Here is a 21,624-nt window from a genome sequence, read left to right on the forward strand (position 1 = left end):
ACCGGCCCCGGCCTTAAGTATGGCCGGTATACTTTCCTAAAGTACCAAAAAGAAGCGTAACAACCGCGTGTTACGCTTCTTAAAAGCATTTGGCCGATTATTTTGCGCTTGGAATATGCTGCGGTTTTTGCCCGAACCATTTTACGTATATTTCTTCGTATTTTCCGTTTTCAAAGAATTTCTGCAGTACCTGGTTCACATCGTCCACCAGTTCGCTTCCCTTGGGGAAAGCAATGCCGTACTGCTGCCCTTCCAAAATGTCGCCCACCGGCTTAACCTGGCCCTTGCCCTTGTTGGCGGCAAAGTACAGCACATTGGGCGAATCAAAGATAACCGCGTCGGCACCGCCGTTGATCAGCTCCATGTAAGCTCCGTCAATATTTGGGAATGGCTTGACTTCCTTCACGCCTTCCACGGCCACCGAATAGTCATAACTGGTAGTGCCGGTCTTGGTGGCCACAACCTTGCCTTTCAGGTCGTCAACGCTTTTGATGTCTTCGTTATCGGCCCGCACCAGCACCAGCAAACCGGCGTCATAGTACGGCAGGGCAAAGTCCACCTTTTCCTTGCGCTCTTCTTTAATGGTCATACCGGCCAGCGCCACGTCGATGGTACCGGACTGCAGAGCAGGGATCAAACCGTTGAAGTCCATGGGCTTCAACTCATACTCCAGGCCCAGTTCTTCCGCAATGGCGGCCCACAGGTCGATGTCAAAACCGACATATTTTTGGGTTTCCTGGTCCATAAACTCAAAGGGCACAAAACTGGTATCCGTACCCACGATCAACTTTTCCCCGACGCCGTTCTCGGCCGCGCTCTTGTCCTGGCTGTCCGAACCTTCATTGGAAGACGAACCGCAGGCCGTCAGGCCGATAGCCAAAACTAATACCATAAGTAATAAACCTATTTTTTTCAAGACCTTCATAAATGCCCCCTTCATTTAAATAGTTTTTTTAGTTGTATTACATTTTTTATTTATTCCAGACATATTCAAAAAATCCTGCAAATTTTGTCGTTTATTTTTAAATCTTCCTTATGTGCAGGTTTATATGTATTTATCCACCCGGAATGCTTTATTTTAACGTGCTTTAGTTTTTTACGCAGTTTTGTAGGAAAATCTACATTTTTGTAGAATTTGAAGAAAATAATCGCGCCAGTAATGAGCATATTGCCTTAAATGACGCAATTTACTTCTAAGGAGGAGTTTATATGGAACAGTGGCAATACCAGATGCAAAACTTTGTAAACACCATTGACAAGCTGGAAAAATTCATCAACATAACGCAGGAAGAAAGGGAAGCCATTGCATCCACCAACACCAAATGGGGCACCACCCCGTATTTTGCCGGTCTGATGGATCGCGACGACCCAAACTGCCCCATCCGCAAACAAGTTATTCCGTCACCCAGGGAAAAGGTCAACCGGTACGGAATTGAAAATTACCTGATTTACAAGGAAAATCGTTCCAATGAAGAAAAAAGGCCGGACACCATCGCCCGGCAGTACCACGACCGGATTGCCTTTACAGTAATGAATATCTGCGCCAACTACTGCCGGCACTGTTTCCGCAAGGAACTGGTGGTTGACGAATCACTGCACTTCAACTTCAACGTTGATGAAGGACTGGCGTGGATCAGGGAGCACAACGAAATCAGGGACGTGCTCATAACCGGGGGAGACCCGCTGCTCCTTGCCAATGATAAACTGGAATATATTATCAGCAAACTGCGGGATATTCCGCATATTGAAATGATCCGTTTCGGGAGCCGGGTACCCATTGTACTGCCGCACCGGATCACCGACGGGCTGTTAAAGGTGCTGGGCGGTTTCCACAAAGTGCCCATCTGGCTGAACACCCAGTGCAACCATGCCAAGGAAATCACCGAGCAAACCGCCGAAGCGGTTTACAAGCTGATGACGGCCGGAGTAAACGTCGGCAACCAGGCCGTGCTGCTAAAGGGCATCAACGACGACAAGAAATCCTTTAAAGAACTGCACCAGAAGCTGCTGACGGTCAGGATCAGGCCCTATTACGTGTTCTACTGCGAGCCGGCGCCGGGCATCGACCATTTCCGGACCCCGGTGGAAAAAGGCGCCGAACTGATCAGGGACTGCCTGCGGGGACACACCACCGGCCTGGCCCAGCCCATGTACGTCATGGCCACCAACATCGGCAAAATACCCCTAATGCCCGATTATTATATAATGGATAAGAATGAAGAGGAGTACACGTTGAAAAACTATAAAGGACAAATCACCAAAATCCCCAATATTCCTGAGTAACGCAATATCACAAGCCCCCAACAAGGTAAACCAAGTTGGGGGCTTAAACATAGAAAGGTTGACTCAACTTGGGCAAATACATGCCGGCCTCGGAAAAATTTTATAATATTTAAGCAGGAATATCACCCGGCAGGTCAAACTTTATAATAGTAAGTAAATGAATATTCATTCATTAAAGGTGGGTGTATTTATTGGACTATAAAGCCATATCTTACGAGGTGCTGGACAACCGGGTCGCCGTGGTGACATTGAACAGGCCCGCAAGCCTGAATGCCATCAACCTGGACCTGGCCACCGAAGTCGCCGGCGTGCTCCGGCAGGCGGAACAGGACGACAGCGTACGGGTGCTGGTGGTCACCGGGGCCGGCAAGGCTTTTTGCGCCGGCGGTGACCTGGCGTGGCTGATGGCGGCGGACGACAACCTCAAAAAGAGAGAGATCCTGGAAAACGCCGCCACGGTTATTACCTTGCTGGACAGGTTCAGCAAACCCGTCATCGCCGCGGTAAACGGGGCGGTGGCCGGGGCCGGAACAGCGGTGGCCCTGGCCTGCGATATCATCATTGCCTCGGACAGGGCGAAATTTGCCCCGAACTTCGTCAACATCGCCTCGGTGCCGGACAGCGGCGCTTCTTGGTTCCTGCCCCGCAAAATCGGTTACCACAAAGCGGCGGAGTTGATGCTAACCGGACGCCTGCTTGACGCGCAAGAATGCCTGCAACTGGGCTTGTTTAACCGGGTGGTGGCGCATGATGAACTGGAACAGGCGGCATTCAGGCTGGCGCAAAAGCTGGCCGCCGGTCCCCAAAGAGCCATCCGCCATATCAAGCAAATGCTGAAAATGAGCGCCCAGAACACCCTGACCGCGCAGCTGGAAATCGAAGCCTCCATGCAGTTGATGGCCTGGTCGGATGACGATTTCAACGAAGGGGTCAGCGCCTTCCTGCAAAAAAGAAAGCCCGCTTTTAAATAACCCCGGCTGTGACAGCTTGCGGGCAACCGCTGAAAAATAATATTTAAAGGGGGCCGTCATGGCCCCCGAAATATAACTAATCAACCCGGTAATGAGCACCGACGCTGACCTGCCGGTTAAGGGCCGCATCAATGATTTGCCCCGCCGTGGTCAGCATTAACATGGTTTGGTGGTAACAGAGCAGTTCCTGATAACTGTTGATGCTGCAGTCCTCCAACTGCGCAGTTAGTTCACCCAGCCTGTCCCGGGCCTCTTTTAACCCTTTAGCAGTACGCACCAGGCCTGCGTAACGCCCCATAATCCCTCGCAAATTCCCGGCGATGTCCGAAAAAGAAGGCCGGCCATTGGCATCTTTCCCGGCAACTGCGCCCCCGGAAAAACCGGATAATACTTTGCTTTTCATTAAAACTTCCTTAATATAATTATCCGGCAGGTCATCCCGGTCCGTCCCGGCCTGAACCTCAGCAGCCGCTTCCCGACCGGCCAGCAGGCCGAAGACCGCCGCCTCCGTGAGGGCGTTGCCGGCAAGGCGGTTGGCCCCGTGCACCCCGCCGGCCAGTATTCCCACCAGCCGGGCGTCGTTCAGATGCGCGCCGCCGGCCAGGGTATCCGCCACATGGCGATCAACTGAATCCCCGCCCTCCCCTTCGGATAACACCGCCGCCAGCCCCGCCAGTCCCCCGCCGATTACAAGAACACCGGTTTTAATCCTGGCTATCTGCACTTTTCTACCTCCATAGACTTATTTGCCAAATTTATGTAGCAACCCCGCCAAACCCTTGATCTTCCAACCGATCCCGACAAAAAAACACTTGCCGTTTACACAAAAAAACTGCTGCACCTATTGTACAGCAATTTATAGCACCGGGCATCTTTATTCTTCACCATCATACTTTTTGCCCATGGTGAACTCGGGCGGCAAGTTCCGAAACGCCCGGGAGGCGTTGATCATTTGGGACAACTTCTCGGGGGCAGCAGCTGCAGTGCGGTTATCTCCGGGCTTATTGTTATGTTCAGCCTGTTTATCTTTTCTTGCCATGTAAAGGCCTCCTTGCATTTGTTGTGGTAATTTCTATGAACGGCAGCATTTACTAATATTCCTTTCACCGCCCGGTGGTTTTTATGTGCTTTGCAAACATAATAATTATAAGGACTTGTAATTGTAGTATAACAGCTAGCAAATCAACCCGTACAAAAAATATAGATTAAGCCCGCCCCCCCCTTAAAAACAAGGAGAAGCGGGCTTTTATGCATTAACTGACATAGTGCTAATACAGTCTATAATATCTGATTTTAACTATTTTTTTAATCCCCCTCCACCGCGTGGCAGGCCACCCAGTGGCCGGGCCGCGCTTCCCGGAATTCCGGCGGCCGGCGGCGGCAAACCTCCATGCACCTGAAACAGCGGGTGTGGAACCGGCAGCCATCCGGCGGGTTGACCGGGCTGGGCACGTCGCCGGTGAGGATAATGCGCTCTTTTTTCACCTTGGGGTCGGGCACCGGCACCGCCGACAGCAGGGCCCGGGTGTACGGGTGCAGCGGCGCGCCGTAAAGTTCATCGTCACCGGCCAGTTCCACCAACTGCCCCAGGTACATTACCCCCACCCGGTCGGAAACATGCTTCACCACGTTCAGCCCGTGGGCGATGAACAGGTAGGTAAAACCAAATTCCTTTTGCAGGTCCTTGAGCAGGTTCAAAACCTGGGATTGAATGGAAACGTCCAGGGCCGACACCGGTTCGTCGCAAATTATCAGCTTGGGATTTGTGGCCAGAGCCCGGGCAATGCCCACCCGCTGGCGCTGGCCGCCGCTGAACTCGTGGGGATAACGGCGGGCGTGATAGCCGGCCAGGCCCACGCAGGACAGCAGCTCCCGTACCCGTTTTTCCAATTCCGCGCCCGCGGCCAGGTTAAACACCCGCAGGGGCTCGGCCACAATTTGCCCCACCGTCATGCGCGGGTTCAACGAAGCGTAAGGGTCCTGGAAGATAATTTGCATTTCCCGCCGCAGGTTGCGCATTTCCGCCGCCGAGGCATCGAATATATTCCGCCCGTTGAAAAACACCTCGCCCGCCGTCGGCTCCAGCAAGCGCAGTATCAGCCGCCCGGTGGTGGACTTGCCGCAGCCGCTTTCCCCCACCAGCCCCAGGGTTTCCCCGGGGTGGATGTCGAAGCTGACTCCGTCCACCGCCTTGACCACGGCCCGGGGCTTGCCGAACATGGAAGCCTGCACAGTAAAATATTTTTTCAGGTTGCGCACTTTGACCAGCGGTTCCATCTAAGCGGCACCCCCTTCCACCAGCAGGCAGCTCACCAGGCGGCCAGGAGCCACCCGGGTAAGGCGCGGCGCGGTTTCCCGGCAGTGCTCGCGGGCCTCGGGGCAGCGGGGGGCAAAGGCGCATCCGGGGGGCAGGCGCAGCATATTGGGCACCACGCCGTCAATCATGAACAGGCGGTCCACATTTTCGTCCAGCCGTGGTATGGAGTTCAGCAGTCCCCTGGTATACGGATGCAGGGGATTTTCAAACAGCTCGGCCACCGGTGCCTCTTCCACCACCTTGCCGCAGTACATCACCACGGCCCGGTCGGCCACCTCGGCCACCACTGCCAGGTCATGGGTGATCAGGATAATGGACGTGTTCATCTGCCGCTGCAGTTCCTGCATCAACTCCAAAATTTGGGCCTGGATGGTCACGTCAAGCGCCGTGGTGGGCTCGTCGGCAATCAAAAGCTCCGGCTGGCAGCACAGGGCCATGGCAATCATCACCCGCTGGCGCATGCCCCCGCTCATCTGGTGCGGAAAATCACGCACCCGCTTTTCCGGCGACGGTATGCCCGTCAGCCGCAGCATTTCCACGGCCTGCTCCAGGGCCTCTTTTTTCTTCATCCTTTTATGCAGCACCAGGGATTCGGCAATCTGGTCCCCCACCCGGTAAACCGGGTTCAGGGAAGTCATGGGTTCCTGAAAGATCATGGAGATGCGGTTGCCCCGCACGTCGCGCATTTCCTTTTCCGACTTGGCCAGCAGGTCTTCCCCGGCGAAGGTGATCCTGCCGCCCACAATCCGGCCCGGCGGCGCGGGGACCAGGCGCATAATGGACAGGGAAGTAATGCTCTTGCCGCTGCCCGACTCACCCACCACCGCCAGGGTCTCCCCCTTGCGCAGGTGAAAGCTGACCCCGTCCACCGCGGGCACCACGCCGTCATCCAAAAAGAAGTGCGTTTTTAAATCTTCTACGTTAAGCAATAAATTATCCATTATAACAATACACCTCCTACTGGCGCAGCCGTGGATCCAGGGCATCCCGCAGGCCGTCGCCCAGCAGGTTGAAGGCCATCACCGTCAGGGTAATGGCGATCCCCGGGAAATACACCAGGTGCGGCGCGTTGAACAGGTAACCGCGCCCGGAGCCCAGCATCGTGCCCCATTCCGCGTCAGGCGGCTGCACCCCCAGGCCCAGAAAGCCCAGGGCGGCCGTTTCCAAAATAGCGGTGGAGATGCCCAGGGTGCCGCGCACGATAATCGGTGCCATCACGTTGGGCAGAATGTGCTTGAAAATTATAGCTGCATCCCGGTTACCGATGGCCCGGGCGGCCTGCACGTATTCATTTTCCTTGACCGACAGCACCGATCCCCGCACTATGCGGGCGTATTCGGGCATGGTCACGATACTGATGGCGATAACCGCGTTCTCCACCCCCCGGCCCAGCACGGCCATAAAAGCTATGGCCAGCAGCAACGAGGGGAAGGACAGCATGATGTCCATAAAGCGCATGATGATGAGGTCGATTTTCCCCCCGTAGTAACCGGCGATGGAACCCAGCACGGTGCCGACGGACAGGGCGATGGCCACCGCCAAAAGCCCCACCCGCAGGGAGATGCGGGCCCCGAAGATAATCCGGCTCAAAATATCCCGGCCCAGTTCATCAGTGCCCAGAAGGTGCTTGGCGTTGGGGGCTTGCAAACTTTCTTCCATTATACCGTTTATGGGGTCATAGGGGGCGATGTAAGGGGCAAAGAGCGCCACCAGAGTCAGGCCCAGCAAAAAGACCAGGCTGACCATGGCCAGCTTGTTTTTACTCAGGCGGCGCCAAAATTCCCGCAGCGGGGAATGAAGTTCATCAATTTCCGCCGTTTCAACCGTCGCTTTAGCTAATTCAGCCATGCCAAAAACTCCCTTTAAGAATACTTGATCCGCGGATCCAGCCAGGCGTACAGCAGGTCAACCACCAGGTTGACCACCACGAACACCGTGGCGATAAAGATGATGCTGCCCTGCACCATGGGGTAATCCGAGGCCAGAATGGCGTCCACCAGGCGGCTGCCGATGCCCGGCCAGGAAAAAACCGTTTCCGTCAGCACCGCGCCGCCCATCAACACCCCCATCTGCAGGCCGATGACGGTGATCACAGGAATGAGGGCATTGCGCAGGGCGTGCCTGTAGGTTACCACCGTTTCCTTCAGTCCCTTGGCCCGGGCGGTGCGGATGTAGTCCTGCCGGATCACCTCCAGCATGGTGGAGCGGGTCATCCGGGCGATAATGGCCATGGAATACGATGCCAGCGCAGTGGCGGGCATAATGATGTGCAGAAGGGCGCTTTTTAATGACTCCCAATCCCGGGTCAAAATGCTGTCCATGATATACAGGCCGGTGATATGCACGGGTTCCATGCCGATGTCAATGCGGCCGGAAACAGGCAGCCAGTGCAGTTTTAATGAGAATAAAACAATCATCATCAGGCCCAGCCAGAAAATGGGCATGGAAACGCCCAGCAGCGCGCCGATCATGCTGAAATAATCGAAAACCGAGTACTGCTTGACCGCCGAAACGACCCCCACGGTGATGCCCACGATGGCGGCGATGAAAATGGCGGCCAGGGCCAGCTCCACCGTGGCCGGAAAACGGGAAAAGATTTCATCCAGCACCGGGGCGCGGGTCATTAAAGAACGTCCGAAGTCACCCTGCACAAGGTCGGAAAGAAACCGGAAAAACTGCACCCACACGGGGTCGTTCAAACCCAGTTCCTCCCGCAATGCCGCCACCTGCTCGTTGGTGGCGTGCTGGCCCAGCATCAGCGCAGCCGGGTCGGTGGTGAACAGGTGCAGGACCATGAATACGAAGAAACTGATGCCCAGCAGCACCGGTATTAACAGCAATATTCTTTTGATTACGTAACGGAGCATCTGTTTTTAACCCCCTCACCAGTGCTTGCATAACACTGGTACTGGTGATGTATGGTTTCGGTGGTCCCCGCTGCGTTCAAAATCTCCGCGCCGACGGGACTAAGGCTCGCTTCGGGCCGGCCCTGGCGGTCCTGCATAATGCGCGCAACGGTTAGTTATTCTTTGTTTATTGTTAACTATCGCATTTGCTGGGCTTGCCAAGATGATGATATCGGCGCGATTCGTCCCGCCGGGCCGGCAACCTCAGCTTCGCCAAGTCCCGTTACCGGCGCTCCGATATATCACTTGCGGGGACCACCGAAACCGCTTAGCTACTGTTAATCTAATGTATTAAACACGGATATGGCCCAAATTGATTGGGCCATATCCGCTTGCGCGTTAAATTTTCGGGGAAAGAAAGTTATTTCTTATCCACATTGTGGAAGAAGATAACCCCCGTCGGGTGCAGGCTGAAGTTTTCAACGTTCTTGGACTGGGCCGTCATGGCCGTGGCGTGGGAAATAAACACCCACGGGGCGTCCTTGACCACGATTTGCTGCAGTTCACTATATATTTGCGCCCGCTTGGCCATGTCAAATTCCCGGCGTCCCTGCTCCAGCAGCTGATCTACCTGCGGGTTGGCATACTTGGCGCTGTTCAGGCTGCCGGCGATTTCCTTGCTGTCCAGCAGGGTCAGGAAGTTATCCGGGTCACCGTTGTCACCAATCCAGCCATAAATCATCATATCGCCTTCTTCCACCGTCACGGGCGATACAACTTCCTTATACTCTTTCCACGGGTAAGCCTTGATTTCCACCTCAATCCCGACCTTCTGCAGGTCGTTTTGAATGGCCTCGGCCAGTTTCTGACCCACGGTGTTATAAGGGCGCGGGTTGGTGTAGGACAACAGGGTCACCTTGAGGCCGTTTTCATAGCCCGCTTCCTTTAAGAGCGCCTTGGCTTTTTCGGGGTCGTATGCATAAGGCTGCAGGTCCTTGTCATAGCCGGGCATAAAGGACGGCAGCGGTCCGTTGGCCAGCTCGGCCATTCCCTGATACAGGTGCTCCACAATGGCCTCTCGGTTGATGGCGTGACTCACCGCCTGGCGCAGCTTGGGATTGTTGAACGGTTCCTTGTTGGTAAAGAAGGCCAGGTAGTTGATATTCATACCGGGGCTCTTGGCCACGACAACGCCGCTTTCTTCCAATTTCTTGACGTCGTTGGGATCAACCCCGTCCATGGCATCAATGGAACCGCTGATCAATTCGCTGGCCCGCACGGAGTTTTCCTTGACAAATTTGAAAATCAGCTTGTCCAGCTTGGGCGCGCCGTCCCAGTAATCCTCGTTGGCCACCAGCTCAACGGCCTGGCCGCGGTCCCACTTGACAAACTTGAACGGGCCGGTGCCCACCGGGTGGGAGATATAATCCTCGCCGTACTTCTCCACGGCCGCGGGGCTGACGATGGGCGCCGCCATGCACATGGCCATGTTGGCCAGGAAGGGCGAATAAGGCGCATTTAGAATAATTTTTACAGTGTACTCGTCGACAACTTCCACTTTCTTCACCGGGCCGAAGGTGAAGGAAGCATAAGGCATGTCGTCGGTGCGGTTGGGCGGCAGCTGGCGCTCAATGCTGAACTTCACCGCCTCCGCGTTGAAGGGAGTGCCATCGTGAAATTTTACGCCCTCACGCAAATGGAAAGTCCATTCGGTCTTATCTTCATTGGTCTCCCAGCTGGTGGCCAGGGCCGGTTCGATTTCCGTGCTGTCCGGCTTATAGCGCACCAGGTTGTCGTAAATATTGACCATGATCTTGGCGGATTCCCCGTCGTCAACATAGGCGGGGTCCAGACCCCGGGGGTCGGAACCCTGGGCAAACACAAACACCTTTTCCTTGCCGGAATCGGCGGCCTGTTGTTTTTCCCCGCCGCTGCAGCCGGCCAGCAGTAAAGCCACCAAGGCTACCGCCAGTATAACAGTTAACATTCTTTTACCCATGTGCAATAAGTCCTCCTAAAATCTATTTACCGGATAACCGATCTACCGACCAATACTCCCCCCTCCCCTTGATTTAACGCGCATTTCAAAAAATCAGGGCCATCCCTGAAAAATTTTACCTTTCCGTTAAGTACCGGTTAACCAAAAATTAAATTCGCTGTCAAAAGTCATTATCCTTTTTAATAATAAAGAAACTAACAAAGAAACCGGCTGTAAATCTATAGCAATATATAAACAAACTGCTTGTTTAAGAAAAACCACAAAATAAAGGTGAAACCATATGCATAATATGCAGAATATATTTTTTAACTCACTAAATCAATAATGCATTGAAAGATAGATACAAAACCAACCACAGTGCCAATGTTTATTTAAAAATTAAGCTTAATAATTATCAACCGTTACAAGAAATTGGATGCATATTTATATAAAAAAAGAAAGGCGTGCTTAATTCAGCGCGCCTTTCTTTACTCTTTTCCTTAGCCCGGTCATATATTTGCCCGTTATCACAATCCAGCATGTTCCGGGGCGAATTGCAAATACATTTAAATTGTTTTGGCAATAACAATTAATTACAGTACAGATCAAGCTGTTTTTGAACATAATAGAATGTAAAGCCCGGAGGAGGAGCAACAATGGCAGTAAAAACAACAAGGTCATATGCCTGGTCAATACTGGTGCTATTTTTAATAATAGGCTGGATATATCCCGTGGTGGGTATTATGGCCATTATATGCATGACAGCGCCGGTAGCCGTAGCCCTGGTCTCCGGTAAAAGAAAATGGTGCGCCATGTTTTGCCCCCGGGGTATTTTCAATGACGTCATCCTGGCTAAAATCAGCCGCAGGCGAAAGGTGCCGGCTATCCTGACTTCAAACTACTTTAAAACAGGGTTCTTAATTTTCCTGATGGCCAACCTGGTTGTGGGCATTGTCAACGCCCGGGGCGATCTAACCGCCATAGGTTTTGTTTTTGTCAGGCTGGTATCCCTCACCACCGCCATCGCCATCGTGCTGGGCTATATATACAGCCAGCGAACCTGGTGCGGTTTCTGCCCCATGGGCTTTCTGGCCACCCTGGGCATCAAGGCCGGAAACCTGATCAGAAAACCCCGCCGGGTGCCCGAGTTATCGCAAGCCCAAAAGCAAGGAGTTATCCTGTACACCGGCGAAAACTGCCCGGCCTGTGACAGGGTAAAGGAAATGCTGCAAAGATTAAAGATTGTCTTCCAGGAAATAAATATCGACCGGAACAAATCAGCCCGGGATGCCCTGGTGGCCGGACACCGAAGCGCAGCCGTCCCCGCCCTGGTTGTAGATGGCAAATTAATCAAGGATATGAGCGACGATAACCTGCAAAAACAGCTGGCGGAAAATGTACGGCTGGCGGGCTAAAAGCGTATTATTTTCAAAAGGGCCGATCGTTAATGCGATTTTCGGCCCGATTTTATTTTGTTCCGGATGAACATTCACATAAATGACCGGCATACCGGGGAAAATAAGTCAAAGTATGGTATTATCATGATTTAAACTTTGCTACGTGGAGCAGGCGGTTCCCGTTGCGTCTAAGTTTTCGCGCCGATATATTACTTGCGGGAACCGCCTGCCCCGTTTATAAAAGGAGTCAGTGAAAATGCAAGTAGGATTAATCGGTCTAGGTAAAATGGGCTTTAACCTGGCCCTGAACATGAAAGACCACGGGCACCGGGTAATTGGCTACAACCGGTCCCCCGGCGCGGTTAAAAAAGCGGAGGCGGAAGGTATCGCGGGGGTCTACAGCCTGGATAAGCTGGTGGAAAAGCTCGCGCCCCGGCGGGTGCTGTGGCTGATGGTACCGGCGGGAAAGCCCGTTGATGACACAATAGAAAAATTAATCCCTCTGCTTGATGAACACGACATCATCATCGACGGGGGCAACTCCAATTATAAAGACACCCTGGCCAGATACCGGAAGCTCAGGGAAAAAGGCATTGACTTTGTTGACGTGGGCACCAGCGGAGGCACGGAGGGCGCCAGATACGGCGCTTGCACCATGATCGGGGCCGAAGACTCGGTATTTTCGTACCTGGAACCCCTCTTCAGGGACATTTGCGTGGAGGGCGGCTACCTGCACACCGGTCCCAGCGGTTCGGGACACTTTGTAAAAATGGTGCACAACGGCGTGGAATACGGCATGATGCAGGCCATCGGCGAGGGATTCGAAATCCTGGAAAAAAGCCTGTTTGACTTGAATTACCGGGAGATTGCCCGGGTTTGGAACCACGGTTCGGTAATCCGCAGCTGGCTCATGGAACTGACAGAGAAGGCTTTTGCCGGCGACCCGAAGTTGGAAAAGATCAAGGGGGTTATACACTCGTCGGGCGAGGGGCTCTGGACGGTGCAGGAGGCCCTGGAATTGCAGGTGCCGGTTCCGGTGATCGCCCAGGCCCTGTTCATGCGTTATCGCTCGGAACAGGAGGATACTTTCAGCGGCAAAGTGGTGGCGGCGCTGCGAAACCGGTTTGGAGGCCATGCAGTTGAAGAAAAGCAGCCTGATTAGCAATGTGGAAAATGTATTCAACTACAATATTGATGCCGCTGACCCCTGCGTTATGGTTATCTTTGGCGGCACCGGCGACCTGACGCATCGCAAGCTGATGCCGGCCTTATATAACCTGCAACATGAGAAAAGACTGCCAAAGCACTTTGCCGTGGTGGCCGTCGGCAGGCGTAACAAAGATCATGAAACATACCGGTACGAGGTATATGATTCCATCAAAAATTATGCCAGGTTCAAATTGCATGAACATACCTGGAGCGAACTGCGGCGGCGGATTTATTATCAAAAATTCGACTTTAACAACGATATAGGTTATATCCGGCTGAATACCTTTTTACAGAAACTGGATGAACAATACCGGACCAGGGGCAACCGGATTTATTACCTGGCGGTGGCGCCGGAGTATTTTGCCGTGATAGTGGAAAAACTGTATCTGCATGGCATGGCGCGAAACAGCGGCTCCTGGCAGCGGCTGGTCATTGAAAAACCCTTTGGCAGGGACCTGGATTCCGCCCGGCAGTTAAACGAAAAGATAACCGCCGTATTTGACGAAAGTAATATTTACCGTATCGACCACTACCTGGGCAAGGAAATGCTGCAAAATATCATGGTCATCCGGTTCGCCAATATGCTTTTTGAACCGGTCTGGAACAACCGGTTCATCGATAACATTCAAATATTATCCTGCGAAAAGGTGGGCGTGGGCAGCCGGGGCGGCTATTACGAGCAAGCCGGGGCCCTGCGGGACATGCTGCAAAATCACATGCTGCAATTGCTCACCCTCACCGCCATTGAGCCCCCGGCCGGCCTGGACACCAAATCCATCCGGGACGAGAAAGTAAAGGTGCTCCGTTCCCTGGAACAATTCACCCCGGAACTGGTTGAGCAAAACGTGGTGCGGGGTCAGTACGGCCCCGGCATTGTAGATAACGAAGAAGTGCCCGGCTACCGGCAGGAAGAACGGGTATCCCCCACCTCCAACACCGAGACCTTTATCGCCTTGAAAGCCCATATTGATAACTTACGCTGGGCGGGCGTCCCCTTTTATATCCGTACGGGCAAAAGAATGCCGGTCAAAACCACGGAAATCATCATCCAGTTCAAACCGCTGCCGAAGATTCTGTACGCCAGGGAATACGGCCATTTGCAGCCCAATATATTAATTATTAAAATTCAGCCCCGGGAGGGTGTTTTTTTCCAATTTAACGCCAAAAAGCCCGGCACGGAATGCAATATCGTCCCGGTGCAGATGGATTACTGCCAGAACTGCCGGGAAGGCGTCAATTCCCCCGCAGCTTATGAAAGACTGTTGTTTGATGTCATGCGCGGAGAGTCCACCTTGTTCGCCCGGTGGGATGAAGTGGAATACGCCTGGAAGTTTGTGGACAATATAGCCGCAGCCTGGCAAACCCGGCAACCCGGTTTTCCCAATTACCCGGCGGGAAGCTGGGGCCCCCGGGAAGCCGCGGCGCTGCTGGCCGGGGACAACCGGAACCGGCTGTACAAAGGTGATATCCGGACATGAAAATCTACGACATTTCCATGACCATCCACCCGGAAATGCCGGTTTATAAAAACAAAGCTGAGAAAAGACCTGTTTTGACTTTTATATCCGACTTCACCACCACAAACAGCTGCGAATCCCGGATACAAATGGATATGCACACCGGCACTCATGTGGATGCGCCCCTGCATATGCTGCCCGGCGGCGGTACAATAGAAAACATCGATTTGCGTAAAGTGGTCACCTGCTGCAAAGTGCTTGACTTAACCGGGGCGGCAGAAAAAATTACCCGGTCGGACCTGGCTGTCAAAGACATTGAGCCGGGGGACTTTGTGTTGATGAAAACCCGCAACTCCTTTGTTGACCGCTTTGACTTTGAGTTTGTTTACCTTGATAAAGACGGCGCGGCCTATTTGCGGGACCGGGGGGTAGCCGGCGTGGGCATCGACGCCCTGGGCATCGAAAGAAACCAGCCCGGCCACGACAGCCACAAAATACTGTTCGCCGCGGGGATAATTGTTCTGGAAGGCCTGCGTCTGGGGGAAGTTGAGGAAGGGCGGTACTTTCTCTGCGCACTGCCGCTGAAAATACAGGGTGCCGAGAGCGCCCCCGCCAGGGCCGTGCTGGTTGAATAAGACCGGCGGGGCAATAGTTACTTTCTCAAGCCATGTTCTCCTTTATAGTGTTTTAAAGCGGCATCGATAATGGTTTCTATGCAATCGTCATTTAAAGAATAAAAAACCATCTTGCCCTGCTTCCTGCTCCTGGCCAAACCCAGGTTTTTCAGCAGCCGCAGGTGGTGTGAGGCCGCCGCCACAGTGGCGTCGATTATTTGGGCCACATCGCACACGCACAGTTCCTCCCGGGAGAGGGCATAAATAATCTTTATCCTGGTTTCGTCGGCCAGGGCCTTGAACAATCGCCCCAAACCTTCTGTAACCACCACTTCCTGCTTGATACGGTTTACCTTTTCCTCATCAAAGTAAAACGTTTCACAAACATGGTTTTTCATATCCGATGTCATTTTCACCCCGATTTTGTTCAAATACCAGCTTGATTGTTATAATAACTGTTTGCAAAGAATATGTAAAGGCATAAAAAGGGGACAGGCTACTTTTCCTGGAAAATTTAACCAGGAAAAGTAGCCTGTCCCCTTTTTATGTCCCTGTCCCCTTTTTATGTCCATGTTCCGACCTTCCTTCGCCTGGTTCTGTATCGATAACCGTTAGATGCTTAACCCTCAAACACTATGGTTTTAATGATCACCGGCACTACCGTGTCTTCCATTATTGGCTCGCCTATATCAATGTAGTCGCCGTCGGCAACATTCAGCTGGTCCAGACATATAATGCCGGCTTCATCGCCCAGGATGGCAGCCAACATTTGCCCCATTACTTTGGCGCAATCCTCTTCCAAAATCAGTACCAGGGGCTGGCCTGACTTTACGTAGTTCCTGGTTGCCGCGGCAACGGCCGCGGCTATGCCCTGGAGCTTTTTAAACCCCGCGCCGTCCATACCCCTCAATGCTATGGCAACGGGTTCCTTATAGCCTCCCAACCAGTAAGGGCGCATTTGCTTCGCCAGGCCACCGGCCAGGTCCCCGGGTAGTGGCGGTATGGCGCCGGGGAACGGTTTAACCACAGGCACGTTACGCAGCGGAAGAATGCCCCGGGACACTTTGATCGTGCTGCCGCTGAGATTGAGTGTGTGGGCGCCGGCTCCGATTACAGTTGCGCGAATAGTTTCCCTGGGCTTTACCAGCTGCCGGCTTTCCCCGCTAAAGGCTTCCCTTAAAGCCTCGCCCAGGAACGGGCCGATATCTCCGTACCTGCTGCCCTCGCGCACATTGCAGATTTCCTCGCCGGAATATACGAAGTCGGATACCCCGCCTGAAAAGGTAACAATGTGTATTGGATAGTCAAGCCTTAGCGGCGGCCCCATCATCAAACACCGGCTTACCTGCGGCAACGGGCGGCTGCTCAATAGAGACTTGATTGCCCCGGCCATGACGCTCGTTACGGCACGGACCTGATCCACAGAAATTATGTCGCCCGTATCAAGTTCCATCCCTGACTCTTCCAGAACAACCCTGCCGGCCGGGGTAATGTAGGCCAACCTTTCACCCCCGGGTTCGATTTCAATAAGCCGTCCACCGATATTTATACAGGTGGCGTCAACCGGTCGCCCTTCCTCGAAAACAGCCAGGTTGGATGTTCCCCCGCCCACGTCGATGTTTAAAACATTCCGGTGCAGTTCTGAGGACAGTGCCGCAGCCCCGGCTCCCCGGCCGGCAATTATGGATTCCAGCAGCGGCCCCGCGGTAGCCACCACGAAATTGCCGGCAAATCCCGACAGATCGTTAAGCAGCCCCCTGGCGTTTTCCTTTCTGGCGGTTTCACCCGTGATTATAACCGCGCCGGTATCCACCCGGTCCGGTGTTATGCCCGCCTGGTGATATTCCCGGGATATAATCTCGGTAACAGCCTGGGTATCAATCAATTCGCGGCTTGCCAGCGGCGTGAAGTGAATACCGCTGCGGTAGATCACCTCTTTGCCCGTTATGGCCATCCGGGGGACCGCCGAACCCGGCGCTGTATTGCATACCGTCAGCCTGCTGACCACCATTTGGGTTGTTGTGGTACCCACGTCAATACCTATGCTTGTAATCTCTTTGCTGTTTTTATTCTTCACCGGAGTTTCCCCCCTGACTTACTGCCGGGTAAGCTTCACCCCGCTAGCTTTAGCATCATAAATTTTCTTGACCACCGTGGCCAGGTGCGCGCCTGCCTCCGCCGGGGGCATTCCTCCTTTGTGGATATTTGAAACAACCATATGATCGGCAACAACGGTATCCGGCCCCGGCTTGTATACCATGTAAGCGCTCATGCTTTCCGATGTTCCCAAACCGGGCCTTTCACCGACAAGGAGCACAACCACTTCAGCTTCCAAAGCCCGGCCGATAACGTCCATGATGTCAACCCGGCCGAATTTAACCAATATATCGCGGCCGGTTTTCAGGTTGTAGGAGGCCAGTCCCTGTTTCAAGGCCGGTAAAATATCCGCCAGGTTGGCTTCCACAGCCGTGGTGCTCAAGCCGTCGGCGATGATGATTTGCACATCGGGTTTGGCGGGGCATTCCCGGCGTATTTTCTCCAGCTCCTCCTCCGGAAGTGTTTTTCCAAGGTCCGGTCGCGTCAGGTATTCATCCTGGTCCTTGACCGCGCTCTGCACCCGCACCAGGTCAAACCCGGCCGGAGCATCCTCGCTGATTTCTTTAAAGACCGCATCCTGCGCAGCGGCGTGGTCGGCTCTGAACCGGAGCAGGGTTCTGGTGAGGGGTCGCGTGCCGCAGCGCCATACCCCTATCCGCGCCGGCGTGGATTGTTTGAAGTATTCCAGGGCGGCACGATCGCACGGCTCGGGCACGAGGATTTCCTTTTGCAGGTCCACTGCCGAAAGGTCTTCCAAATCTTCATCGCCTGCTTCATTATTAGGAGCACATACATTTTCAGGTGAAACGGCTTGCTGTTTGGCTTGCTGTTTAATACCGGGTTCCGGTTTGCTTTCAGGTTTTTCCTGTTCCGCTTCCTTATCCCCAACTGTCATTTGACTTATAACAGCCTGCACAATTTTCCTTATCTGGTCTTCATGCATTGACCGCACCTCCTTTCCCGGTAAAGAAAGAAGCGTCTCCGGCGCGGGAAGTCAGGCGGCCGTTTTCCATCAGGCCCATTTTTTCCAACCATTTTTCAAAAGCGGGTAGCGGCCTCATCCCCGTCACTTGCCTCAAGCTGGCTATATCATGAAAGCTGGTACACTGGTAATTCAGCATTACGTCATCCCCCATGGGGATGCCCATGAAGTAATTCACTCCTGCGGTAGTTAACAGCACTGCCAGGTTTTCTATGTCGTTTTGGTCGGCCTTCATGTGGTTTGTATAGCAGGCATCCACCCCCATGGGAACACCGGTCAACTTGCCCATGAAATGGTCTTCCAGCCCGGCGCGTATCACCTGCTTGGCGTCGTACAGGTACTCGGGCCCGATAAAACCTACCACCGTATTAACCAGGAAAGGTTCAAACTGCCTGGCCAAGCCGTAACAACGGGCTTCCAGCGTCACCTGGTCCACCCCGTGGTGGGCGTCGGAGGAAAGTTCCGAACCCTGGCCTGTCTCAAAATACATAACATTGGGACCTGTTCCCCTGCCGAATTTAAGCGCTGCCTCCCTGGCCTCGCGGAGCATGGGCACGTCGATGCCGAAGGCTTCGTTACCCTTTTGGGTGCCCGCCAGGCTCTGGAAAATACAGTCCGCGGGGGCGCCTTTCTCCACCGCCTTCATCTGGGTGGTAACATGCGCCAGCACACACACCTGGGTGGGGATTTGCCATTCCTGCACAAAGTTATAGATGGTCTCCAGCGACCTGGTCGTTGCGACCACGTTATCCTCAACCGGGTTCAAACCTATCACCGCATCGCCCACACCGTAAGACAAACCTTCCCGTATGGAACTCAGGATGCCTTCCGGGCTGTCGGTGGTGTGGTTCGGCTGCAGCCTCGCCGCCAGGCAACCGGGCAGTCCGATAGTGGTATTACAGTGCGCGGTAACCGGGATTTTCCTGGCGCCGCAAATAAGATCCATATTGCTCATTATTTTGGCTACCGCGGCCACCATCTCGCTGGTCAGGCCCCTGCTTATTCTCCTGATGTCCGCCTCGCCGGTTTCATCACTCAGGATGTACTCGCGCAACTGGGCCACGGTCCACCCCTTTATCTCGTTATAGGCCGGCCGGTTCAGGCTGTCGTAAATAATTCTGGTAACTTCGTCTTTTTCATACGGCACAGCCGGGTTATTATAGATGTCTTCCAGGGTCAATTCGCTCAATACTATTTTGGCGGCCACCCGTTCGGCGGCGGATTGGGCGGCAATGCCCGCCAATATGTCGCCTGATTTTTCCTCGTTGGCCTTGGCCATTACCTCCCGCACATCCCGAAACGAGAACACTTGGCCAAAGAGCTTTGTCTTGAGCCTCATACGCTGATCCCTCTCCCTCCTTTATATTGGCAATTATTTAATCAATTGATTTCCTTCCGGCAAAAACAACCGCCGGAAGGAAATCCAAAGCTAGGCCAGTTCTTCTTCCGCCTTGGCGACAATGGCAAATTCCTCTTCCGGGGCTTTCGCCACCAGGTGGTGCCGGCTGTAAAATGCAAAATAGGCAACAAACACAAGATAAACCAATGCCGTCCAAAGTATTACGTTGGGCGCGTAGAAGAAACCGGCAAACAGCGCGATAACCGCCAGTATGAGCGCCACGTAAGGAGTTACGGGATAACCGGGTACTTTGTACGGCCTTTTCATATTGGGTTCCCTGTTCCTTAAAACGATGGCGGAAAGCATCATCATGATGTAAGAAATCACGGCTCCGAATACCGCAATTTGAATCAGGATATCGCCGTTACCGATAATGGCTGACACTACACCGATAATACCGCCGATGATAATTGCGACGTGCGGCGTATGGAAGCGTGACGTGAGTGAGAGCCATTTGGGCAGGTAACCGGCCCTCGACAGGGCAAATACGGCCCTGCCCGCGCCAAAGATAATTCCGTTGAAACTGGCCACCAGGCCTGCCAGGCCGATAATGCCCAGCCCCATAATGGCCCAGTGTCCCTGTCCCAGAACAGCGGCTACAGCCTCGGGCAACGGGCTGTCGGAAGTGCTCATGGCGACGGCGCCGCCCGTGCCCGCAGCCAGGAACAGCACTGCGAACGCAGTTATTACCAGAGTGGAAATGGAGGTAATAAGACCTTTGGGCATATCCTTTGCGGGGTCTTTGCATTCCTCCGATACCAAAGGAAGACCTTCAATCGCCAGGAAAAACCATATGGCATAGGGAATGGCGGCCCAGATGCCGAATAATCCAAAGGGTAGGAACTCACTGTTCCCGTTGACCGGCGCTATTTCCAAAACCTTGCTGATGTCAAAATGAGGAATGGTATATATTGCAAAAATAATCAGACCGATCACAGCAATAACTGTAACCGTTAATTCAAAGGTTAGGGTTGACTTTGCCCCCAGAGTGTTCATAATCACGAACAGCAAGAATATTCCCACAACCACCAACCACTTGGGAGTTCCCGGAATCAAAAACGCAATATAGCCCGCTATGCCGTTGGCAATAACGGCCGGCGCCAAAATGTATTCCAACACCACTCCGATACCGGCAAGGTATCCGCCCCATGGTCCCATGGCTTTCCTTGCGAAAGCGTAAGCCCCGCCTGAAAAGGGTATGGCGGTTGATAATTCCGCGATTGTAAGACACATGGTAGTGTACATGATAGCCATTAAGATGGTGGCAATGAACAGACCCCAGAAACCGCCCGCGCCTATTCCGAAGTTCCACCCGAAGTAGTCGCCGGAAATAACATAACCCACACCCAATCCCCATAAAAGAAGTGGTCCCGCAAATCTTTTCAACTGCCGCTTCTCTAAATAATTTTCACCGTTGCCGTTGGTCATATTACTCATTTAAACACCTCCACAAATATTTATTAGTTTTTACCGGGTAAACTTTTATATTGCTTTTGGAAACCACCCCCCGAAAAACGTAATAAAAAAAGCCTTACGCGCGGCAATCAATCAAACTGCCGCATCATAAGGCTTCACCGCCGTAAGATATTCTATTTTTTAAAACCGGCGCCATTGGTGTTTTTGAGTTTTGCCTGCCTGATATCCCGGTTCAGGGTTTCTTTGAGCTCCGCCTTTTTGCTTTTTAATGAAATAATATCTTGAAAGCGTGCCCAGGCAACGCGTATAGCCGGTTCCAGTTCCCTTTCGGTCACCGGCTTGGTAAGGTAAGCCATTACACCGGCATCCAGCGCCCTTTTTACCAGTTCGTCCTCGTTATATGCCGTCAACAATAAAACTCCGCAGATTTTTTGCCCGGTTACCAGTTTGGCCACTTTTATGCCATCCATTTTATCCATCTTTATATCAAGGATGGCCAAATCCGGCCGCAGCTTTTGAACGAGTTCCAGCGCCGTTGCCCCGTTATTGGCTTCCCCGACCACTTTATGACCCTGCTCGGCAAGCATTTCCTTAAGGTCCATGCGGGTAAGGATTTCATCATCCGCCACTATAACACGCAGAGACTTCATCTTATACG

Annotated in this window: 20 protein-coding genes; 6 read left to right on the top strand and 14 right to left on the bottom strand. The window is 53.2% G+C overall.

What is annotated here, in order from left to right; translation table 11 throughout:
* Nucleotides 1-97: 97 nt before the first annotated feature.
* Nucleotides 98-925: a glutamine ABC transporter substrate-binding protein GlnH gene (gene glnH / locus BM299_RS00235; RefSeq protein WP_207545085.1), complete on the bottom strand. Its 828-nt coding sequence runs from the start codon at nucleotides 923-925 to the stop codon at nucleotides 98-100.
* Nucleotides 926-1,209: 284 nt separating this feature from the next.
* On the opposite strand from glnH, the gene BM299_RS00240 reads away from it, so the two are divergent.
* Together BM299_RS00240 and BM299_RS00245 are read left to right on the top strand one after the other, a co-directional pair.
* Nucleotides 1,210-2,283 carry a KamA family radical SAM protein gene (locus BM299_RS00240; RefSeq protein ID WP_092481457.1) on the top strand — a complete coding sequence of 358 codons (1,074 nt, stop codon included), beginning with the start codon at nucleotides 1,210-1,212 and terminating at the stop codon, nucleotides 2,281-2,283.
* Between the two features lie 191 nt (nucleotides 2,284-2,474).
* On the top strand, nucleotides 2,475-3,254 hold the full coding sequence (locus BM299_RS00245; RefSeq protein WP_165608109.1) for an enoyl-CoA hydratase/isomerase family protein: 780 nt from the start codon (nucleotides 2,475-2,477) through the stop codon (nucleotides 3,252-3,254).
* 76 nt (nucleotides 3,255-3,330) lie between these two features.
* Here the strand turns inward: BM299_RS00245 and BM299_RS00250 are convergent, their stop codons facing one another.
* The 7 genes from BM299_RS00250 to BM299_RS00275 form a co-directional block, all read right to left on the bottom strand.
* Nucleotides 3,331-3,978, bottom strand: a complete 648-nt coding sequence (locus BM299_RS00250; protein WP_092481459.1) for an L-aspartate oxidase — start codon at nucleotides 3,976-3,978, stop codon at nucleotides 3,331-3,333.
* 150 nt (nucleotides 3,979-4,128) lie between these two features.
* A complete protein-coding gene (locus BM299_RS19145) occupies nucleotides 4,129-4,293 on the bottom strand; it encodes a hypothetical protein (protein ID WP_165608110.1) in 165 nt (54 codons plus the stop codon).
* A 266-nt stretch (nucleotides 4,294-4,559) separates the two neighbouring features.
* On the bottom strand, nucleotides 4,560-5,531 hold the full coding sequence (locus tag BM299_RS19625) for an ABC transporter ATP-binding protein (RefSeq protein WP_092481460.1): 972 nt from the start codon (nucleotides 5,529-5,531) through the stop codon (nucleotides 4,560-4,562).
* On the bottom strand, nucleotides 5,532-6,512 hold the full coding sequence (locus BM299_RS19630; protein ID WP_092481461.1) for an ABC transporter ATP-binding protein: 981 nt from the start codon (nucleotides 6,510-6,512) through the stop codon (nucleotides 5,532-5,534).
* Nucleotides 6,513-6,528: 16 nt separating this feature from the next.
* Nucleotides 6,529-7,419 carry a nickel transporter permease gene (nikC, locus tag BM299_RS00265; protein ID WP_092481462.1) on the bottom strand — a complete coding sequence of 297 codons (891 nt, stop codon included), beginning with the start codon at nucleotides 7,417-7,419 and terminating at the stop codon, nucleotides 6,529-6,531.
* Between the two features lie 14 nt (nucleotides 7,420-7,433).
* Nucleotides 7,434-8,438, bottom strand: a complete 1,005-nt coding sequence (locus BM299_RS00270) for an ABC transporter permease (protein ID WP_092481463.1) — start codon at nucleotides 8,436-8,438, stop codon at nucleotides 7,434-7,436.
* Nucleotides 8,439-8,838: 400 nt separating this feature from the next.
* Nucleotides 8,839-10,416 carry an ABC transporter substrate-binding protein gene (locus BM299_RS00275; RefSeq protein ID WP_092481464.1) on the bottom strand — a complete coding sequence of 526 codons (1,578 nt, stop codon included), beginning with the start codon at nucleotides 10,414-10,416 and terminating at the stop codon, nucleotides 8,839-8,841.
* 635 nt (nucleotides 10,417-11,051) lie between these two features.
* Here BM299_RS00275 and BM299_RS00280 point away from each other — a divergent pair.
* From BM299_RS00280 to BM299_RS00295, 4 genes are all read left to right on the top strand, one after another.
* Nucleotides 11,052-11,810 carry a glutaredoxin domain-containing protein gene (locus BM299_RS00280; protein ID WP_092481465.1) on the top strand — a complete coding sequence of 253 codons (759 nt, stop codon included), beginning with the start codon at nucleotides 11,052-11,054 and terminating at the stop codon, nucleotides 11,808-11,810.
* A 238-nt stretch (nucleotides 11,811-12,048) separates the two neighbouring features.
* Nucleotides 12,049-12,954 carry a phosphogluconate dehydrogenase (NAD(+)-dependent, decarboxylating) gene (gene gnd, locus BM299_RS00285; protein ID WP_092481664.1) on the top strand — a complete coding sequence of 302 codons (906 nt, stop codon included), beginning with the start codon at nucleotides 12,049-12,051 and terminating at the stop codon, nucleotides 12,952-12,954.
* Nucleotides 12,932-14,479, top strand: a complete 1,548-nt coding sequence (zwf, locus tag BM299_RS00290; protein WP_245779576.1) for a glucose-6-phosphate dehydrogenase — start codon at nucleotides 12,932-12,934, stop codon at nucleotides 14,477-14,479. The genes gnd and zwf overlap by 23 nt, the downstream gene beginning before the upstream one ends.
* The gene (locus BM299_RS00295; protein WP_092481467.1) at nucleotides 14,476-15,093 is read left to right on the top strand and encodes a cyclase family protein; all 618 of its coding nucleotides are present in this window, start codon (nucleotides 14,476-14,478) and stop codon (nucleotides 15,091-15,093) included. The genes zwf and BM299_RS00295 overlap by 4 nt, the downstream gene beginning before the upstream one ends.
* 17 nt (nucleotides 15,094-15,110) lie before the next feature.
* Here BM299_RS00295 and BM299_RS00300 read toward each other — a convergent pair whose 3' ends face one another.
* The 6 genes from BM299_RS00300 to BM299_RS00325 all read right to left on the bottom strand — a co-directional run bounded on the left by BM299_RS00300 (nucleotide 15,111) and on the right by BM299_RS00325 (nucleotide 21,616).
* Entirely contained in the window at nucleotides 15,111-15,470 is a 360-nt protein-coding gene (locus BM299_RS00300; RefSeq protein ID WP_220427517.1) for an ArsR/SmtB family transcription factor, read from the bottom strand.
* Nucleotides 15,471-15,691: 221 nt separating this feature from the next.
* The gene (locus BM299_RS00305) at nucleotides 15,692-17,149 is read right to left on the bottom strand and encodes an ethanolamine ammonia-lyase reactivating factor EutA (protein ID WP_092481468.1); all 1,458 of its coding nucleotides are present in this window, start codon (nucleotides 17,147-17,149) and stop codon (nucleotides 15,692-15,694) included.
* An 18-nt stretch (nucleotides 17,150-17,167) separates the two neighbouring features.
* The gene (gene eutC, locus BM299_RS00310; protein ID WP_092481469.1) at nucleotides 17,168-18,112 is read right to left on the bottom strand and encodes an ethanolamine ammonia-lyase subunit EutC; all 945 of its coding nucleotides are present in this window, start codon (nucleotides 18,110-18,112) and stop codon (nucleotides 17,168-17,170) included.
* Nucleotides 18,105-19,490, bottom strand: coding sequence for an ethanolamine ammonia-lyase subunit EutB (locus BM299_RS00315; protein WP_092481470.1), 1,386 nt, complete (start codon nucleotides 19,488-19,490; stop codon nucleotides 18,105-18,107). The genes eutC and BM299_RS00315 overlap by 8 nt, the downstream gene beginning before the upstream one ends.
* A 90-nt stretch (nucleotides 19,491-19,580) precedes the next feature.
* Entirely contained in the window at nucleotides 19,581-20,987 is a 1,407-nt protein-coding gene (gene eat / locus BM299_RS00320; RefSeq protein WP_245779577.1) for an ethanolamine permease, read from the bottom strand.
* A 152-nt stretch (nucleotides 20,988-21,139) separates the two neighbouring features.
* A complete protein-coding gene (locus BM299_RS00325) occupies nucleotides 21,140-21,616 on the bottom strand; it encodes an ANTAR domain-containing response regulator (protein WP_092481471.1) in 477 nt (158 codons plus the stop codon).
* Between the last annotated feature and the right edge of the window lie 8 nt (nucleotides 21,617-21,624).

The sequence above is a fragment of the Desulfoscipio geothermicus DSM 3669 genome, assembly GCF_900115975.1.
GTDB classification, from domain to species: domain Bacteria; phylum Bacillota; class Desulfotomaculia; order Desulfotomaculales; family Desulfallaceae; genus Desulfoscipio; species Desulfoscipio geothermicus.

What these genes read in the sequence shown, in the direction of transcription:
- glnH (WP_207545085.1), bottom strand. Translation starts at nt 925, where the DNA reads ATGAAGGTCTTGAAAAAAATAGGTTTATTACTTATGGTATTAGTTTTG.
- BM299_RS00240 (WP_092481457.1), top strand. Translation starts at nt 1,210, where the DNA reads ATGGAACAGTGGCAATACCAGATGCAAAACTTTGTAAACACCATTGAC.
- BM299_RS19145 (WP_165608110.1), bottom strand. Translation starts at nt 4,293, where the DNA reads ATGGCAAGAAAAGATAAACAGGCTGAACATAACAATAAGCCCGGAGAT.
- BM299_RS19625 (WP_092481460.1), bottom strand. Translation starts at nt 5,531, where the DNA reads ATGGAACCGCTGGTCAAAGTGCGCAACCTGAAAAAATATTTTACTGTG.
- BM299_RS19630 (WP_092481461.1), bottom strand. Translation starts at nt 6,512, where the DNA reads ATGGATAATTTATTGCTTAACGTAGAAGATTTAAAAACGCACTTCTTT.
- nikC (WP_092481462.1), bottom strand. Translation starts at nt 7,419, where the DNA reads ATGGCTGAATTAGCTAAAGCGACGGTTGAAACGGCGGAAATTGATGAA.
- BM299_RS00270 (WP_092481463.1), bottom strand. Translation starts at nt 8,438, where the DNA reads ATGCTCCGTTACGTAATCAAAAGAATATTGCTGTTAATACCGGTGCTG.
- BM299_RS00275 (WP_092481464.1), bottom strand. Translation starts at nt 10,416, where the DNA reads ATGGGTAAAAGAATGTTAACTGTTATACTGGCGGTAGCCTTGGTGGCT.
- BM299_RS00280 (WP_092481465.1), top strand. Translation starts at nt 11,052, where the DNA reads ATGGCAGTAAAAACAACAAGGTCATATGCCTGGTCAATACTGGTGCTA.
- gnd (WP_092481664.1), top strand. Translation starts at nt 12,049, where the DNA reads ATGCAAGTAGGATTAATCGGTCTAGGTAAAATGGGCTTTAACCTGGCC.
- BM299_RS00295 (WP_092481467.1), top strand. Translation starts at nt 14,476, where the DNA reads ATGAAAATCTACGACATTTCCATGACCATCCACCCGGAAATGCCGGTT.
- BM299_RS00300 (WP_220427517.1), bottom strand. Translation starts at nt 15,470, where the DNA reads ATGAAAAACCATGTTTGTGAAACGTTTTACTTTGATGAGGAAAAGGTA.
- eutC (WP_092481469.1), bottom strand. Translation starts at nt 18,112, where the DNA reads ATGCATGAAGACCAGATAAGGAAAATTGTGCAGGCTGTTATAAGTCAA.
- BM299_RS00315 (WP_092481470.1), bottom strand. Translation starts at nt 19,490, where the DNA reads ATGAGGCTCAAGACAAAGCTCTTTGGCCAAGTGTTCTCGTTTCGGGAT.
- eat (WP_245779577.1), bottom strand. Translation starts at nt 20,987, where the DNA reads ATGAGTAATATGACCAACGGCAACGGTGAAAATTATTTAGAGAAGCGG.
- BM299_RS00325 (WP_092481471.1), bottom strand. Translation starts at nt 21,616, where the DNA reads ATGAAGTCTCTGCGTGTTATAGTGGCGGATGATGAAATCCTTACCCGC.